This is a genomic window from Mesorhizobium sp. BR1-1-4, assembly GCF_020165375.1.
GTDB lineage: Bacteria > Pseudomonadota > Alphaproteobacteria > Rhizobiales > Rhizobiaceae > Mesorhizobium > Mesorhizobium australicum.
This window is the reverse complement of record NZ_JAIUIB010000003.1, coordinates 18244-34126: the sequence shown is the minus strand read 5'-3', so window position 1 is coordinate 34126 and position 15883 is coordinate 18244. Positions and strand designations below refer to the sequence as shown.

Sequence of the window (15883 nt, the reverse complement as noted above, 5' to 3'; positions counted from 1 at the left end):
GCGATGACTTTCAAAAAAAATTGGAAAATACTAGGTTGATCCCTGCAAACCGGCGAAGGTGCTCCGCATGGCCTATCTCGACAACATCGCCGTCTTCGTCCGCGTCGTCGAGCTCGGCAATCTGTCGGCGGCCGGGCGCGACATGCGCATTTCGCCGGCGGTCGCCTCGAATCGTATCAAGGAACTGGAGAAGCATCTCGGCGTCCGGCTGTTCAACCGCACGACACGGCAGTTGATGCCGACCGAGCACGGCACCGTGTTCTACTCGGGCGCGAAGCAGGTTCTGGAGGCGATCACTGAAGCGGAGGCGGCCGTCTCGGCACTGTCCGGCCAGCCGCGCGGCACCATCAAGGTGACGGCGCCGCTTGGGCTCGGCCGGCGGCTGGTGGCCTCGGGCATTCCCGATTTTCACGACAAATACCCTGATATCGAGGTGCGGCTCAGGCTCTCGGACCACAATGTCGACATCATGAAAGAGGGCATCGACGTCGCCTTCCGGCTCGGCATCATCGAGGACTCAAGCCTTCGGATGCGCGGTATCATGGAATGCGAACGTGTGCTGGTCGCCGCACCCAAATATCTTGAGGCGCGCGGCGAGCCCATGGATCCGCAGGAATTGATCGGGAGGAAACATGACTGCCTGATGCTGCGCTATTCCGGCGCACGCGAATATGTCTGGACCTTGCAAACGCCGGCCGGCCAGCAAAAATTCGAAGTGCACGGGCCTTACGACACCGATGACGGCGATGTGCTGACCGGTTGGGCTCTGTCGGGACGCGGTATCATCAACAAGCCGCGCTTCGAGGTCGAGCCGTTCATCCGCGACCGGCGGCTGAAGGTCATTCTCGCCAGCACCCCGCCTACGCCGGTGCAGTTCGCCGCCGTATATCCGCACAAGAAGCTGCAGGATCCCAAGGTGCGCCTGCTGCTCGACTTCATGGCGGAGCGCTGCCAGCGGCTGATCAAGGACATCCTGGCCGGGCGGTAGAACAGGCCGGCAAGTGACCGCCGGCTGCTTCCATTCGCCGGGCTTGTCTTGCTGCAGGACGAACTTAGTTTCGTCCTGCGCGGTTTTGACCGGGCAATCCGCACCTTGGTCGAGGTACGAGCAAAGCCGATGGGTCATCGTTGCCGATTCCGAGGCGCCTCGACCCTCGCGCATCAGCCTATAATCTAGCGCGTCGCTTCGCGTCCCCTCAACGTCATCAGCCACGGCCGTGCCGGCTGGAACGCATCGCTGACCCTACCCGCGCGAGGCCACCAACTTCAGCAGGCCCGAGGATTTTCGGACACGGTTTTCGACGCTGCGCGGAGGAATTCACAGGCATCGTGCAGGGCCTGTGGCAGGACGCGGATGCTCTACTGTTCGACAAGAGCGGCGGTCCCGCTGCCTGAACATCTCGGCTTGAAACGGCCGGCTTAGCCGCGGCGCAAGTCTAACTCGCCATCACCCTGTCATGGGGACGGTCGGAACTTGAGGCCGCCCCGTGCACGACTAGAGCCGTCATGATCTCGGCGGCCGCCAGTGCGGCGATCACCTGCGGGCGCTTGTCCTTGACGGCGTCGCCACCGATCGGCGAGACGAGCCGGCCAAATTCAGCCTCCGTGCCGTCCGCCGATTTCAGGAACCAGTTTCTGAATGTCGCCTTCTTGGTCTTCGAACCGATCATGCCGACATAGGCAGCGTCGCCGCGTCTCAGCGCCTCTGCGACGATCAGGAAATCGAGCGCGTGGTCATGGGTTAGGATGGCGAAGGCGGTGCCGGCCGGGGCGGCGCGCACCTCGGCTTCCGGCATCGGCGTCAACCGCGTCTCGATGGTTTCCGGCATGCCTTCCAGCGCCTCGGCCCGCGTCTCGATGACGACACCGTGCACGGGAAGAAGCGCTACCGTAGACGCGAGCGCCTGGCCGACATGGCCGCCGCCGAAGATGTAGACGTGCGGCAGATGGGCTTCCTCGGCTTCCGCCGCCGCAACCAATTCGGCGGCCAGCGCTGCATCGACCAGCCGGATCAGCACCTCGACGCGCCCGCCACAGCACTGGCCGATCTCCGGCCCAAGCGGCACATCGAGCGTGGCGCAGATTTCGTCGACTTCGATGCGGGTTCCCCTCCCCCTCGAGGGGAGGGTGGCGGCGAAGCCGCCGGGTGGGGTCGTTGCGGCAGTGCTCGACCCCCTTGCGGTGCCTCCTGCGAGGACCCCCTCTGGCCGCTTCGCGGCCATCTCCCCCTCGAGGGGGGAGATGAGCATCTGCCTGGCTCTGTCGATGGCCATGTATTCGAGCTGACCACCGCCGATCGTGCCAAAGATCGCCGCCGACGAAACAAGCATGAAGGCGCCCTTCTCACGCGGCGTCGAGCCCTTGGTACCGGCCACTTCGACCAGGGCAAGTCGCGCGGCGCTGCCGAGAAAGGTTTTCAGGCTTTGCACGTTCGAGTTCATGGTTCACGGTTCCCGAATGCAAAATATAGGCTTTTTCGGCTGGGATTGCACGTTTGCCGGCCTTCAGGCGCCAGCCTTGACCTCTTTCTTCAACCGCTCGATCGCCATCAGCACGCGTTCGGGGGTCGCCGGCGCGTCGAGGCGCGGGCAGATCTTGTGGTCGGCGACGCTGGCCACGGCATCCGACAGCGCATGCAGCACTGCCATGCCATGCGGCAGCGGTGGCTCGCCGACCGCCTTGGAGCGATGGATGGTCGGCTCATAGGCCTGCGACCAGTCGGTCAGCGCGACGTTGAAGATCTTCGGCCGGTCCGAGGCCAGCGGGATCTTGTAAGTCGAGGGCGCATGGGTGCGCAGCCGGCCCTTGTCGTCCCACCACAGTTCCTCGGTGGTCAGCCAGCCCATGCCCTGGATGAAGCCGCCCTCGACCTGGCCGAGGTCGATGGCCCGATTCAGCGAACGGCCACAGTCGTGCAGGATATCGGCGCGCTCGACGACATACTCGCCGGTCAGCGTGTCGACCGACACTTCGGCGCAGGCCGCGCCATAGGCATAGTAGTAGAAGGCGTGGCCCTGGCCCTTGCCGCGGTCCCAGTGAATCTTCGGCGTCTTGTAGAAGCCGGCGGCCGAGAGCTGCACACGCGCGATGTAGGCCTGCTTGACCAAATCGTTGAAGCTGACTTCCTGGTTGCCGACGCGCACCCGGTTGGGCAGGAACACCACCTGGTCGACAGGTATCTGATATCTCTCGGCGGCGAAGTCGGTCAGCCGCTGGCGGATCTGGCGCGCCGCGTTCTGCGCCGCCATGCCGTTGAGGTCGGCGCCCGAGGACGCCGCCGTCGGCGCGGTGTTGGGCACCTTGGCGGTTGTGGTGGCGGTGATCTTCACGCGGTCGAGGTCGATCTGGAACTCCTCGGCCACGACCTGCGCCACCTTGAGGTGCAGGCCCTGCCCCATTTCGGTGCCGCCATGGTTCATGTGCACCGAACCATCGGCATAGACATGGACCAGCGCCCCGGCCTGGTTGGACTCGGTCTTGGTGAAGGAGATGCCAAACTTGACCGGCGTCAGCGCCAGGCCGCGCTTGACGAAGCGGCTGTTGGCGTTGAACGCGGAAATCTCGCGGCGGCGGCGCGCATAGCTGGCGCTCTCTTCCAGTTCCGCCACGATGCGCTGGATGATGCAGTCCTCGACCTTCTGGTGATAGGGCGTGACGCAGCGCGCGCCGATCGCCTCCATCGAGTCATAGAAATTCAGCTTGCGGATTTCGAGCGAATCCTTGCCGACCGCGAAGGCGACCTCGTCGATGACCCGCTCGGCGCCGATCATGCCTTGCGGGCCGCCGAAGCCGCGGAAGGCGGTGTTGGAGACGGTGTTGGTGTAGAGCGGCGCCGACTTGGCCAACACCGCGGGATAGAAATACGCGTTGTCGCAGTGGAACAGCGCGCGGTCGCCGACCGGGCCGGACAGGTCGGCGGAAAAGCCGCAGCGCAAGGCATAGGTGAAATCGACGCCGAGGATGTTGCCCTCGTCGTCGAAGCCGACCTCGTAGTCGATGGCGAAATCGTGCCGCTTGCCGGTGGCGGTCATGTCCTCGTCGCGGTCGAGCCGGACCTTGACCGCCCGCTTCAGCTTCTTGGCGGCGATGGCGGCGATCGCGGCGCACTGGTTGGCCTGCGTTTCCTTGCCGCCGAAGCCGCCGCCCATGCGGCGCACCTCCACCGTCACCGCGTTGCTCGGCACGCCGAGCGTGTGGGCGACCAGATGCTGCGTCTCGCTCGGCCCTTGCGTCGAACAGTAGACGGTCACCTCGTCGTCCTCGCCGGGGATGGCGAGCGACACCTGGCCTTCGAGATAGAAATGGTCCTGGCCGCCAAGCCACATGCGGTTCTTGACGCGGCGGGGAGCGGCCTGGATTGCGGCGGCCGCGTCGCCACGCTTCAGGATCAGCGGCGTGGTGACCTGCTTGTCCTTGGTCGGATCGAGGTCCCATATGTCGACGACGGCGGGAAGCTCGTCATACTCGATCCCAGCCAGGCGCACGGCGCGACGCGCCGCCTCGCGGGTCTCGGCAATGACCGCGAAGATCGGCTGGCCGAAGAACTGCACCTTGCCTTCCGCCAGCACCGGATCGTCATGCATGTTGCTGGGCGAGACATCGTTTTCGCCCGGCACGTCGGCATAGGTCAGCACGTCGACGACGCCAGGGGCCGCGCGCACCGCCGAGAGATCGACGCTCTTCAGGACGCCATGCGCCACCTTGGACAGGCCAAGACCGACATGCAGCGTGCCGGCCGGCTCCGGCATGTCGTCGATGTAGACCGCGCCGCCGCTGACATGCTTGTGGGCGGAATCGTGCCGCTGGTCGGTGGCGACGCCGCCGACGATCTTCTCGGCCTTGAGGTTTGATGGTGCGTGCTTGTTCATCAGGCCGCCTCGCTGCGTGATACCTGGAACGGCGCCTTGGTGCCGGTGGTTTCCACGTAAAAGCGCAACAGAAGGTTCTTCGCCGCCAAAGCTCGGTATTCGGCGGTTGCGCGCATATCGGTCAGCGGGGTGAAATCGCTGGCATAGCAGGCCATAGCCGCTTCCACCGTCACTTCGGTCCAGGCCTTGCCGAGCAGCGCCTTTTCGACAGAGGACGCCCGCTTCGGCGTTGCCGCCATGCCGCCATAGGCGATGCGGATATCGGCTACCGTGCCGTCCTTGGCCAAGGCCAGATAAAAGGCGCCAAGGGTCGCGGTGATGTCCTCGTCGCGGCGTTTGGTGACCTTGTAGACGGCGAACTTTGTCCCCTTTGCCGGCACCGGCACATGCACGGCCTCGACGAACTCGCCTGGCTGGCGGTCCTGCTTGCCATAGGCGATGAAGAAATCCTGCAATGGGATCGTGCGCCGTGTCTTGCCCCTACGCAATGTCAGCCGCGCACCGAGTGCGATCAACGGTGGCGGCGTGTCGCCGATCGGCGAGCCGTTGGCGACGTTGCCGCCGATCGTGCCCATGTTGCGGACCTGTTCCCCGCCGATGCGGTCGAACAACGGCCCCAATGCCGGGATGCGTTTCGACAGTGTCGAAAAGGCTTCGGTGTAGGTGACGCCGGCGCCAATCGATATGACACCATTGTCTTCCGTGATGGTGCAAAGCCCCGGCAGATTGCCGATGAAGATCGCCGGCGAGATGTCGCGCATCTGCTTGGTCACCCACAGGCCAACGTCGGTCGAACCGGCTACGACGGTGGCGGTCGGCTCTTTTTCGAAGACAGCCGCGAAATCGTCGGCATCGGCCGGCACTACCAGCCGCGTCCCGCCGGCGCCGATCTCGACCCTGGCGCCATCCTGCAACGCCTGCAGCCGTGTGGTGACGTCCCGGCGCTCCACCGCCAGCACGTCTTTTGCCGCCTTGCCGTAGCTCGATATGGCGTGCGCGGCGCGCATGATCGCCTCATAGCCGGTGCAGCGGCAGAGATTGCCTTGCAAGGCTTTTTCGATGGCCGCGTCCGAAGGGTCCGGTGACTTCATCCACAAGCCGTAGAGCGACATGACGAAACCCGGCGTGCAGAAGCCGCATTGCGAGCCATGGAAATCAACCATAGCCTGCTGGACCGGATGCAACTGGCCAGCTTCGCCGCGCAGGTGCTCGACCGTCACGACATGGGTGCCGTCGAGCGAGCCCAGAAAGCGAATGCAGGCATTGACGCTTTCATAGACCAGTCCGGTGGCCGAAAGTCTGCCGATCAGCACCGTGCAGGCGCCGCAATCGCCCTCGGCGCAGCCTTCCTTGGTGCCGCGCAGCGAACGGTCGAGCCGCAGCCAGTCGAGCAGGGTCGCGTCAGGCGCCACGGATGACAGCGCGACATCCCTGCCATTCAGAATGAAGCAGATTTCGTTGCGGATATTGACTTTGGCCATGCCTCAGCTCCCCCTGTAGGTGGAATAGCCGTATGGCGAGATCAGCAATGGTACATGGTAGTGCAGCGCCTGCGCCATGCCGAAGCGGATCGGCACGCTGTCGAGGAAGGCCGGCTCGGGCAGCTTCGTTCCTTGGCCGCGCAGATAGTCGCCGGCCGCGAACACCAGTTCATATTCGCCGATGCGGAAGTCGGCACCGGCCAGCAGCGGCGCATCGCAGCGGCCGTCGGCATTGGTGACGACCGTCTTCAGAAGCGTGCGGGCCAAACCCTCGATATGGTAGAGCGCGATGGACAATCCCGCCGCCGGCCTGCCGGTCGCGGTATCCAGGACATGGGTCGTCAGACGCCCGCCATCGGCTTTCGATGTCTCTGCCATTGGCCGCCTCCCATTTTCCAATACGAACAAATTGGCCGGTACAATCGAACACTACTGATGAATTGTGCGCCAATTAAAGGCGATGCATAAGTCCCGGTCGAGCGGAGTGCGACAAAAACACTTTCAAAAATTTTGAGGGGAATGCGAGAAGCACCCTTTCGATATCCTGATCATACTTCCGGTGATGCCGGGCGCGGAGGGACGATGCGTTACAGCAGGGACATGCGTGGCTACGGAGCCAATCCGCCGGATCCGAAATGGCCTGGCGGCGCGCATGTCGCCGTGCAGTTCGTCGTCAACTACGAAGAGGGCGGCGAGAACTGCGTGCTCCACGGCGACAAAGCTTCTGAGGCCTTCCTGTCCGAGATCGTCGGCGCGGCGCCCTGGGTGGGCCAGCGCCACTGGAACATGGAATCGATCTACGAGTATGGGGCGCGGGCCGGCTTCTGGCGGCTGCTGCGCCTGTTCAGCGAAGAGCAAGTGCCTGTCACCTGCTATGGCGTCGCCACGGCGCTCGCGCGCTCGCCCGACCAGGTCACGGCGATGCAGGAAGCCGGCTGGGAAATCGCCTCGCACGGGTTGAGATGGATCGACTACCGCGACCACGACGCCGAGGACGAGCGCCGCGACCTCGAAGCGGCGATCAAGCTGCACTACGAGGTGACCGGCCAGCGCCCGACCGGCTGGTATACGGGCCGCACATCGATCAACACGGTGCGGCTGGTGGCAGAGGAAGGCGGCTTCGACTACGTCTCGGACACCTATGACGACGAACTGCCCTACTGGTTCGAGCATGAGGACGGCACGCAGCTCATCATCCCCTATACGCTCGACGCCAACGACATGCGCTTTGCCACACCGCAAGGCTTCAACTCGGGCGACCAGTTCTTTGCGTATTTGAAGGACAGTTTCGATACGCTCTATGCCGAAGGCAAGGCCGGCCGGCCGCGCATGATGAACATCGGCCTGCATTGCCGCCTGGTCGGGCGGCCGGGCCGGGTGGCGGCGCTGAAACGCTTCGTCGACTATGTCAAAGCGCACGACAAGGTCTGGCTGGCGCGGCGCATCGACATTGCTCGGCACTGGCAGGAAAACCACCCCTATCAGCCGGCCGCCCCGCGCCCGTCGAAGATGGAATTCGAGACGTTCGTTCACGCCTTCGGCGGCGTTTTCGAACATTCGCCCTGGATCGCCGAGCGGGCCTACGAGCTGGAGCTCGGCCCGGCGCACGACACGGCGGGCGGCCTCCACAATGCGCTTTGCCGCATCTTCCGTTCCGCCAGTGAGACCGAACGGCTCGGCGTGCTCAACGCCCATCCCGACCTCGCCGGCAAGCTGGCCAAGGCCAGGCGACTGACGGCGGAATCGACCAGGGAACAGGCTTCCGCCGGTCTCGACGCGCTGACAGACAAGGAACGCGAACTGTTCTCCAAGCTCAACGCCGCCTACGTCACCACCTTCGGCTTTCCCTTCATCATCGCGGTGAAAGGCAAGACAAAGGAGGAAATCCTCGCCGAATTCGAAGCCCGCATCGGCAACAGCCGCGGCGTCGAATTCGAAACCGCCTGCAAACAGGTCGAGCGCATCGCGCTGCTGCGCCTCAAGGACATGCTTCCACAATAGGTTTGAACCCATGGATACGATCAGGATGCCCGAGCGAACCTATTATGCCCCAAAGGGCGGCCATTCCGGCCAGAGCGAACTTCTGACCGGCCGCGCCGTCTTTACCGAGGCCTATGCAGTCATCCCCAAGGGCGTGATGCAGGACATCGTCACCAGCGCCCTGCCGTTCTGGGACAAGACCCGTGTCTGGATCCTGTCGCGGCCGCTGTCCGGCTTCGCCGAGACGTTTTCGCAATACATCGTCGAGGTCGCGCCCGGCGGCGGCAGCGAGCGGCCGGAGCCCGATGCCAGCGCCGAAGGCGCCCTGTTCGTGGTCGAGGGCGAACTGACGGTTCTGCTCGACGGCATGAAACATGTGTTGCGCCCCGGCGGTTTTGCCTTCCTGCCGCCGGCCAGCGGCTGGACAGTCCGCAACGAAGGCAAGGCGGCTGTCCGCTTCCACTGGATACGCAAGGCTTATGAGGCGGTCGACGGCCTCGAGATTCCGCAAGCCTTCTTCACCAACGAACAGGAGATCGCGCCGACGCCGATGCCCGGCACCGAGGGCCGCTGGGCAACGACGCGGTTCGTCGATCCCGCCGATCTGCGCCACGACATGCACATGACCATCGTCACGCTCGAGCCGGGCGCGGTCATTCCGTTCGCCGAGACGCATGTCATGGAACACGGGCTCTATGTGCTCGAAGGCAAGGCTGTCTATCGGCTCAACCAGGACTGGGTCGAGGTCGAGGCGGGCGACTATATGTGGCTGCGCGCCTTCTGCCCGCAGGCCTGCTATGCCGGCGGCCCCGGCAAATTCCGCTATCTGCTCTACAAGGACGTCAATCGGCACGCCAAGCTCGGCGGGGCCGGCATCGCGAAGCGGACGTCATGAGCCGCATTGTCGCGCGGCCGCTGACCCGTGGGGCCTTCGCCGAATTCGGCGATGTCATCGACATGGGCGGCGACAACCACTATCCGATCAATGGCGGCAAGGCAGAGCGCTACCATGACCTCGCCACCGCGCAAGCCACGGGGCCGAATGCGCGCGTGCTGATCTCGATGGTGCGCGGCACGCCCTATGACATGCCGCTGAAGCTGACCATGGTGGAGCGCCACCCCTTGGGCAGCCAGGCTTTCATACCGCTGTCGCCGCGTCCGTTCCTGGTCGTCGTCTGCCCTGACGGCAAGGACGGGCCTGGCGAGCCGCATGCCTTCATCACCGCGCCGGGGCAAGGCATCAACTACTTCCGCAATCTCTGGCACGGCGTGCTGACGCCGCTCGGAGAGCCTCAGGACTTTTTGATCGTCGACCGTGGCGGCGACGGCTCCAACCTCGAGGAATTCCATTTCTCGCACGCCTACGAAATCCACCTCCCCGACGAGAGCTTGTGATGACCGACATCTCGCTGATCGACCGCCTGCTCGACGTCATCGAGCACGACATCGTGCCGAAGACGGCAGAAGGCGTCGCCCACGGCAACAAGCTGTTCGGCGCTGCGATCCTGCGCAAGGACAACCATTCGCTGGTACTGGCCGAGACCAACAACGAGATGGAAAACCCGCTCTGGCATGGCGAGGTGCATTGCCTGAAGCGCTTTTACGAGATGCCCAGGGCCGAGCGCGTCGACACCAAGGACGCCATCTTTCTCGCCACACACGAGCCCTGCTCGCTCTGCCTGTCGGCGATCACCTGGGCCGGCTTTGACAATTTCTACTATTTGTTCAGCCACGAGGATTCGCGTGACAGTTTTGCCATCCCGCATGATCTCAAAATTCTGAAAGAGATCTTCACCCTCGACCCCGGCGGCTACAATGCCGAGAACGCCTATTGGAAAAGTTTTTCGATCCGCAGGTTGGTGCGGGCGCTGGCCGGGGCCGAACGCCAGCGGCTGGAGGAGCGGATCGGGAAAATCTCGGCGCGCTACGACGAATTGTCGGGCGACTACCAGGCGAGCAAGGCTGAGAACGACATTCCGCTGAACTGAGCTTCCGTCTCAACAATCGCCGCTTGTGTTACCCCTTTATGGGGGCATACTGGATTATGGATAAGCGCTGACCCACTTACGATCTTGATGCAATCAAGACGACATTTGGGTCTGTCGACACGCTGGCGATCACAACGTCCGCACTGCGGGATGCTGTTGGGCTGGGCTTCGATCGCGCCGGTTTGATCGAGGTGATCGACAGCATGACGCGGAAGATGTTTGTAAAGTCGATGACGACTTTCGCGGATCATCGAGTGTGGCAGGATGTCTATCACGTGCCAGCGCGTGACATGCTTCTCTATGTGAAATTCCAGGCGGATATCGTGACCGAATTCACGATCATGTCATTCAAGGAGAAATGACCATGGCGACAAGGGAGAGCAGTGAAACGAATAAGATGGTCTCCCCCGAAACCGGAGAAACGTTGATGCGCGGAGTCCGTCCATTCACCGTCACCTATAAAGGCGAGAGCATGATCGTCGACCTGCCCGGCTACTATCCTCCATCGGATGGCGAGGGTGTGCATGTCGGCGACGACATGGCCGCCGTTGATGCCGGGTTGCGCGCGCTCAAGGAGAAGATCGACGGCGTGCCGGCCCCGTCAACCATCCGCCGCATGCGCACGAAGCTCAAGCTGTCGCAGCGCGAGGCCGGATCCTTGTTCAAGGTCGGCGAGAACGCCTTCGACAAGTATGAAAGAGGCTTGATCGAACCGAGTGGCCCGACCATTCAATTGATGACATTGCTGGAGAGACATCCCGAACTGCTCGACGAATTGCGGTAGCGGCACAGGTCGCATATTTCGCTGCTCCAGTCGCGAATGGCGATTGAAAGTTCTCGTGCCGCGGAGCGTTATGCCTGCCATGAAAATCATCACCGAATTTCCCCGCAAGGTCGTCGAATTTCCCGATATGGGCATCGTCATGCCCGATGGCTGCCGGCTGTCGGCTCGGGTGTGGATGCCGGAGGACGCGGGCGACCATCCGGTGCCTGCCATCCTCGAACACCTGCCCTACCGCAAGCGCGACGGCACGATCTTTCGCGATCAGCTTACCCATCCCTATTTCGCCGGCCACGGCTATGCCTCGATCCGCGTCGACATGCGCGGCAATGGCGATTCCGAAGGGCTGATGGACGACGAATATTCCGAGCAGGAACTGCAGGACGCCTGCGATGTCATCGCCTGGGCGGCGGCCCAGCCCTGGTGCAACGGCAATGTCGGCATGATGGGTATTTCCTGGGGCGGCTTCAACTGCCTGCAGGTGGCGGCCAAACAGCCGCCGGCGCTCAAGGCGGTGATCAGCCTGTGCTCGACCGTCGACCGCTATGCCGACGACATCCACTACAAGGGCGGCTGCCTTTTGAACGAAAATTTCGGCTGGGCCTCGACCATGCTGTCCTATTCGTCGCGGCCGCCGGATCCGCTGATTGCCGGCGACAACAGATGGCGCGACCTCTGGATGACCCGGCTGGAGAACCTGACCTTCATGGCGCCGCTGTGGCTCAGCCACCAGCATCGCGACGCCTATTGGAAGCGCGGTTCGATTTGCGAGGATTTTTCGGCCGTCAAGGCGGCTGTGCTGTCGATCGGCGGCTGGCACGACGGCTACCGCAACACGATCTCGCACCTCGTCAGCAACATCGAGGCACCGGTCAAGGGCATCGTCGGACCGTGGATCCACAAATACCCGCACTATGCCGGCCCCAAGCCAGCCATCGGCTTCCTCCAGGAAGCGCTGCGCTGGTGGGACCGCTGGCTGAAGGGCGCCGAGACCGGCGTCGAGGCCGATCCCGACTACCGCGCCTATGTGATGGACAGCGTGCGTCCCGCGCGCTGGCATCCGGAGCGGCCCGGCCGCTGGATAGCCGAGCAGGAATGGCCATCGTCCAACATAACGATTGAAGCGCTCGAGCTCATGGCTCCGGGTGCAGGGCCTTCAACCGTCGCTTCGCCGCAAACCTGTGGGCTTGCCGGCGGCGAATACTTTCCGTTCACCTTCGGACCGGAACTGCCGGGCGATCAGCGTCCTGATGATGGGCTGTCGGCCTGTTTCGACCAGCCTGAGCTCACCAAACCGATCGAGATCGTCGGCGCGCCGGAGCTTGAGGTCCAGCTTGCCTCGGATCGGCCCCAGGCCAACATCGCTGTCCGGCTCTGCGACGTGCATCCCGACGGCGACTCGGAACTGATCTCCTATGGCGTGCTCAATCTGACGCACCGCAGCTCGCATGAATTCCCCGAGGCGCTGGTCCCCGGGGAGACGGTTTCGGTCCGTGTCGTGCTCGATCAATGCGCCTACCGCGTGCCGGCCGGCCATCGTCTGCGCGTCGCCGTTTCGACTGCCTACTGGCCCGCTATCTGGCCCTCGCCCGAGCCGGTACGACTGACCGTGTCGGCGGCCACGCTATCGGTACCGTTGCGCCTGCTGGCAACAGGCGACGAAGCCGTTTTCGCCGAGCCGGAAGGTGCTACGCCGTGGGCGACCGAGACGGTTCGGCCCGCCAATTCCGAACGCCATGTCGATCGCGACGAAAAGACCGGGATTGTCACGCTGTCGATAACGGACGACTTCGGCGAAGTGCGCGATCTCGACCACGGACTGGTCAACGGCAGCATTGCCCGCGAAACCTGGACCATCCAACCTGACGATCCCCTGTCAGCCTCGGGAAAAACACACTGGACGCAGACCCTGTCGCGAAATGGATGGTCGGTCCGTACCGAGACATGGGCGCAGATGCGGTCGGACACGCAAAACTTCATCGTCAGCGCCCGAATCGAAGCCTATGAGGGCGAAAAACTCGTCTTCGAGCGCGATTTCGATGAAAAGGTCCCGCGTGCGCTTGTTTGAGCGTTGAAATCATTGATCCAAATGCGACGTGCGATTTACGCCACGGCATGTCGCATTCGGTCTTGCTTACCGCTTTCCCTTGCGGTCATTATTCCCTTTAACAAGAAGCAAGAAAATCGACCGCAGAGTCGAACCAACAGAGTGAGGAACTCAAATGTCAAACGAACTGGAATTCCTTAGCTGGCGCGTTGCGTCCGGCAAACTGAGCCGTCGTGATTTTCTCGGCCGGGCGGCAGCGCTCGGCATCGCCGCACCCTTCGCCAACGCGCTGCTTTCGAGCGCGGCGCGGGCGGCGGGTCCGGTCAAGGGCGGTACGCTGAAGGCCGGCCTGGTCGGCGGTGAATCCACCAACAGCCTCGACCCGGCGCTGATGATGACGCAGGTGCCGTTCGCCTTCGGCAAGTGCTGGGGCGAAATGATCGTCGAGCTGTCGCCGGAAGGCAAGCTCGAGAACCGCATCGCTGAAGACATCGGCTCGTCCAAGGACGCCAAGACCTGGACGCTGAAGATCCGCGACGGCGTCGAATTCCACAACGGCAAGACCGTGACCGCGGAGGACGTGGCCGCCACGCTGGAGCGCCATTCGGACGAGAAGTCGAAATCCGGCGCGCTCGGCTACATGAAGGGCATCGACACCATCAAGGCCAGCGGCAAGGAAGTGGTGCTGACGCTGAAGGAGGCCAATGCCGACCTTCCCTATTTGCTCAGCGACTATCACCTGATCGTTCAGCCCAATGGCGGCAAGGACAAGCCAGATGCCGGCATCTCGGCAGGGCCATACGTGGTTAAGACCAACGAGCCTGGCGTGCGCCATGGCGGCGAGCGCTTCGCCAATTACTGGCAGGGCGACAAGATGGGCCATGCCGACCAGATCGAGGTCATCGTCATCAATGACGCGACCGCCCGCACGGCAGCGCTGCAGGGCGGCCAGGTCAACATGATCAACCGCGTCGAGCCGAAGATCGTCGACCTGATCAAGCGCGTGCCGGGCGTGACCATCCGCAACCACGCCGGTCCCGGCCACTACGTGTTCATCATGCATTGCAACACGGCGCCGTTCGACAACAACGACCTCAGGATGGCGCTGAAGCTGGCGATCGACCGCGAGGAGATGCTGACCAAGGTGCTGCGCGGCTACGGCTCGCTCGGCAACGACTTCCCGATCAACGCCTCCTATCCGCTGTTCAGTGAGATCGAGCAGCGCAAGTACGATCCCGACAAGGCCAAGTTCCACTACAAGAAATCAGGCCATGACGGCACCGTTCTGCTCAGGACCTCGGACGTGGCTTTCCCCGGCGCCGTCGATGCGTCCCAGTTGTTCCAGCAGAGCGCGGCCAAGGCCGGGATCAAGATCGAGCTCAAGCGAGAGCCCGGCGACGGCTACTGGAACGAGGTCTGGAACAAGCAGCCCTTCTGCGCCTCCTACTGGGGCGGCCGCTCGACGCAGGACCAGATGTATTCGACCGCCTATCTGTCGACGGCAGACTGGAACGACACGCGTTTCAAGCGCCCGGATTTCGACAAGATGGTGCTGGCGGCGCGCGCCGAACTCGACGAGGCCAAGCGCAAGCAGATGTACCATGACATGGCTGTCATGGTCCGCGACGACGGCGGCCTGATCCTGCCGATGTTCAACCAGTTCATCGACGCCACCGGCGCCAAGGTCGATGGCTGGGTGGATGATCCGCACCAGGAACTGATGAACGGCTACGCCCTGGCGAAGTGCTGGCTGCAGGCCTGAGTCCGGCTTTGCAGAGATGTCTTCACCCATCCTGAAACTCATTGCCCAGCGCATTGCGCTGGGCATCCTCCTTCTGTTGGCCATCTCGGTCCTGATCTTCGCCGGCACGCAGATTCTGCCAGGCGATGTCGCGCAAGCAATTCTGGGACAATCCGCGACGCCGGAATCGCTCGCCAATCTGCGCGAGCAGCTCGGGCTGAACGACCCCGCCTATGTCAGGTATTTCCACTGGCTCGGCGGCGTTCTGACCGGCGACCTCGGCACGGCGATGTCGAGCGGGCAGGATATCGCAACCTCGATCAAGTCGCGCCTGTGGAACACACTGTTCCTCGCCTTCTGGGCGGCGATCGTGGCCGTACCGCTGGCCATCATCCTGGGCCTGATCGCGGTGCGCTACCGCAATGGCTGGGTCGACAAGCTGATCTCCGGGCTGGCACTGGCCTCGACCTCCTTCCCCGAATTCTTCATCGGCTATGTGCTGGTCTATTTCTTCGCCGTGAAGTGGCAGATCTTTCCCGGCATCTCGACTGTCTACGAAGGCATGCCCTTCGGTGAGCGGATGCAGGCGATCGCGCTGCCGGCGACGGCGCTGACGCTGGTGGTGCTCGCCCACATGATGCGCATGACGCGAGCGGCGATCCTCAATGTCATGCAGTCGGCCTATGTCGAGACGGCGGAACTGAAAGGCCTGTCGGCGTTCAACGTCATCCGCAAGCACGCCTTCCCCAATGCCATCGCGCCGATCATCAACGTCGTCATGCTCAACCTCGCCTATCTCATTGTCGGCGTCGTCGTGGTCGAGGTGATTTTCGTCTATCCCGGCATGGGGCAATATCTCGTCGATCACGTCACCAAGCGTGACGTGCCGGTGGTACAGGCCGTCGGCCTGATCTTCGCCGCCGTCTACATCAGTCTCAACATCATCGCGGACATAGCGGCGATCGTCGCCAATCCGCGTCTCCGCCATCCGAAATAG

The 15883-nt window shown here is 63.2% G+C and carries 13 protein-coding genes and 2 pseudogenes; 11 read left to right on the top strand and 4 right to left on the bottom strand.

All coding sequences use genetic code 11. The annotated features are described in order from the left end of the window. Positions 1–67: 67 nt before the first annotated feature. A complete protein-coding gene (locus LB571_RS06490; RefSeq protein ID WP_140788588.1) occupies positions 68–988 on the top strand; it encodes a LysR family transcriptional regulator in 921 nt (306 codons plus the stop codon). A gap of 156 nt (positions 989–1144) precedes the next feature. After that, positions 1145–1383, top strand: a pseudogene (locus LB571_RS28950) (nitrilotriacetate monooxygenase); the annotation flags it as partial. A gap of 53 nt (positions 1384–1436) precedes the next feature. Here LB571_RS28950 and xdhC read toward each other — a convergent pair. The 4 genes from xdhC to uraH all read right to left on the bottom strand — a co-directional run bounded on the left by xdhC (position 1437) and on the right by uraH (position 6727). Continuing rightward, entirely contained in the window at positions 1437–2441 is a 1005-nt protein-coding gene (xdhC, locus tag LB571_RS06480; RefSeq protein WP_224593115.1) for a xanthine dehydrogenase accessory protein XdhC, read from the bottom strand. A 63-nt stretch (positions 2442–2504) separates the two neighbouring features. Next, on the bottom strand, positions 2505–4868 hold the full coding sequence (xdhB, locus tag LB571_RS06475) for a xanthine dehydrogenase molybdopterin binding subunit (protein ID WP_140615056.1): 2364 nt from the start codon (positions 4866–4868) through the stop codon (positions 2505–2507). Next, positions 4868–6349: a xanthine dehydrogenase small subunit gene (gene xdhA, locus LB571_RS06470; RefSeq protein WP_224593113.1), complete on the bottom strand. Its 1482-nt coding sequence runs from the start codon at positions 6347–6349 to the stop codon at positions 4868–4870. The genes xdhB and xdhA overlap by 1 nt, the downstream gene beginning before the upstream one ends. 3 nt (positions 6350–6352) lie before the next feature. Continuing rightward, complete coding sequence (uraH, locus tag LB571_RS06465; RefSeq protein WP_140615060.1) at positions 6353–6727, bottom strand: hydroxyisourate hydrolase; 375 nt, start codon at positions 6725–6727, stop codon at positions 6353–6355. A 204-nt stretch (positions 6728–6931) separates the two neighbouring features. Here uraH and puuE point away from each other — a divergent pair, with 204 nt between their 5' ends. From puuE to LB571_RS06420, 9 genes and pseudogenes are all read left to right on the top strand, one after another. Further along, on the top strand, positions 6932–8350 hold the full coding sequence (puuE, locus tag LB571_RS06460) for an allantoinase PuuE (protein WP_140660080.1): 1419 nt from the start codon (positions 6932–6934) through the stop codon (positions 8348–8350). 10 nt (positions 8351–8360) lie between these two features. Next, positions 8361–9224: a bifunctional allantoicase/(S)-ureidoglycine aminohydrolase gene (locus LB571_RS06455; RefSeq protein ID WP_140615064.1), complete on the top strand. Its 864-nt coding sequence runs from the start codon at positions 8361–8363 to the stop codon at positions 9222–9224. Further along, entirely contained in the window at positions 9221–9724 is a 504-nt protein-coding gene (locus LB571_RS06450) for an ureidoglycolate lyase (protein WP_224593111.1), read from the top strand. Before LB571_RS06455 ends, LB571_RS06450 begins: the two co-directional genes overlap by 4 nt. Beyond that, positions 9724–10317 (top strand): nucleoside deaminase, encoded by a 594-nt coding sequence (locus LB571_RS06445; protein WP_224593109.1) that lies wholly within the window; start codon positions 9724–9726, stop codon positions 10315–10317. Before LB571_RS06450 ends, LB571_RS06445 begins: the two co-directional genes overlap by 1 nt. A gap of 83 nt (positions 10318–10400) precedes the next feature. Next, positions 10401–10679, top strand: a pseudogene (locus LB571_RS06440) (type II toxin-antitoxin system MqsR family toxin); the annotation flags it as partial. After that, on the top strand, positions 10676–11101 hold the full coding sequence (locus tag LB571_RS06435; protein WP_224593106.1) for a type II toxin-antitoxin system MqsA family antitoxin: 426 nt from the start codon (positions 10676–10678) through the stop codon (positions 11099–11101). The pseudogene LB571_RS06440 and the gene LB571_RS06435, both read left to right, overlap by 4 nt. 79 nt (positions 11102–11180) lie before the next feature. Next, positions 11181–13166: a CocE/NonD family hydrolase gene (locus tag LB571_RS06430; RefSeq protein ID WP_224593103.1), complete on the top strand. Its 1986-nt coding sequence runs from the start codon at positions 11181–11183 to the stop codon at positions 13164–13166. Between the two features lie 154 nt (positions 13167–13320). Further along, positions 13321–14907 (top strand): ABC transporter substrate-binding protein, encoded by a 1587-nt coding sequence (locus LB571_RS06425; protein ID WP_140875758.1) that lies wholly within the window; start codon positions 13321–13323, stop codon positions 14905–14907. 16 nt (positions 14908–14923) lie between these two features. Then, positions 14924–15883, top strand: coding sequence for an ABC transporter permease (locus LB571_RS06420; protein WP_015314326.1), 960 nt, complete (start codon positions 14924–14926; stop codon positions 15881–15883).

Bases quoted from the DNA above. Each gene is read 5' to 3' on its own strand.
- LB571_RS06490 (WP_140788588.1), top strand. From the start codon at position 68: ATGGCCTATCTCGACAACATCGCCGTCTTCGTCCGCGTCGTCGAGCTC.
- xdhC (WP_224593115.1), bottom strand. From the start codon at position 2,441: ATGAACTCGAACGTGCAAAGCCTGAAAACCTTTCTCGGCAGCGCCGCG.
- xdhB (WP_140615056.1), bottom strand. From the start codon at position 4,868: ATGAACAAGCACGCACCATCAAACCTCAAGGCCGAGAAGATCGTCGGC.
- xdhA (WP_224593113.1), bottom strand. From the start codon at position 6,349: ATGGCCAAAGTCAATATCCGCAACGAAATCTGCTTCATTCTGAATGGC.
- uraH (WP_140615060.1), bottom strand. From the start codon at position 6,727: ATGGCAGAGACATCGAAAGCCGATGGCGGGCGTCTGACGACCCATGTC.
- puuE (WP_140660080.1), top strand. From the start codon at position 6,932: ATGCGTTACAGCAGGGACATGCGTGGCTACGGAGCCAATCCGCCGGAT.
- LB571_RS06455 (WP_140615064.1), top strand. From the start codon at position 8,361: ATGGATACGATCAGGATGCCCGAGCGAACCTATTATGCCCCAAAGGGC.
- LB571_RS06450 (WP_224593111.1), top strand. From the start codon at position 9,221: ATGAGCCGCATTGTCGCGCGGCCGCTGACCCGTGGGGCCTTCGCCGAA.
- LB571_RS06445 (WP_224593109.1), top strand. From the start codon at position 9,724: ATGACCGACATCTCGCTGATCGACCGCCTGCTCGACGTCATCGAGCAC.
- LB571_RS06435 (WP_224593106.1), top strand. From the start codon at position 10,676: ATGACCATGGCGACAAGGGAGAGCAGTGAAACGAATAAGATGGTCTCC.
- LB571_RS06430 (WP_224593103.1), top strand. From the start codon at position 11,181: ATGAAAATCATCACCGAATTTCCCCGCAAGGTCGTCGAATTTCCCGAT.
- LB571_RS06425 (WP_140875758.1), top strand. From the start codon at position 13,321: ATGTCAAACGAACTGGAATTCCTTAGCTGGCGCGTTGCGTCCGGCAAA.
- LB571_RS06420 (WP_015314326.1), top strand. From the start codon at position 14,924: ATGTCTTCACCCATCCTGAAACTCATTGCCCAGCGCATTGCGCTGGGC.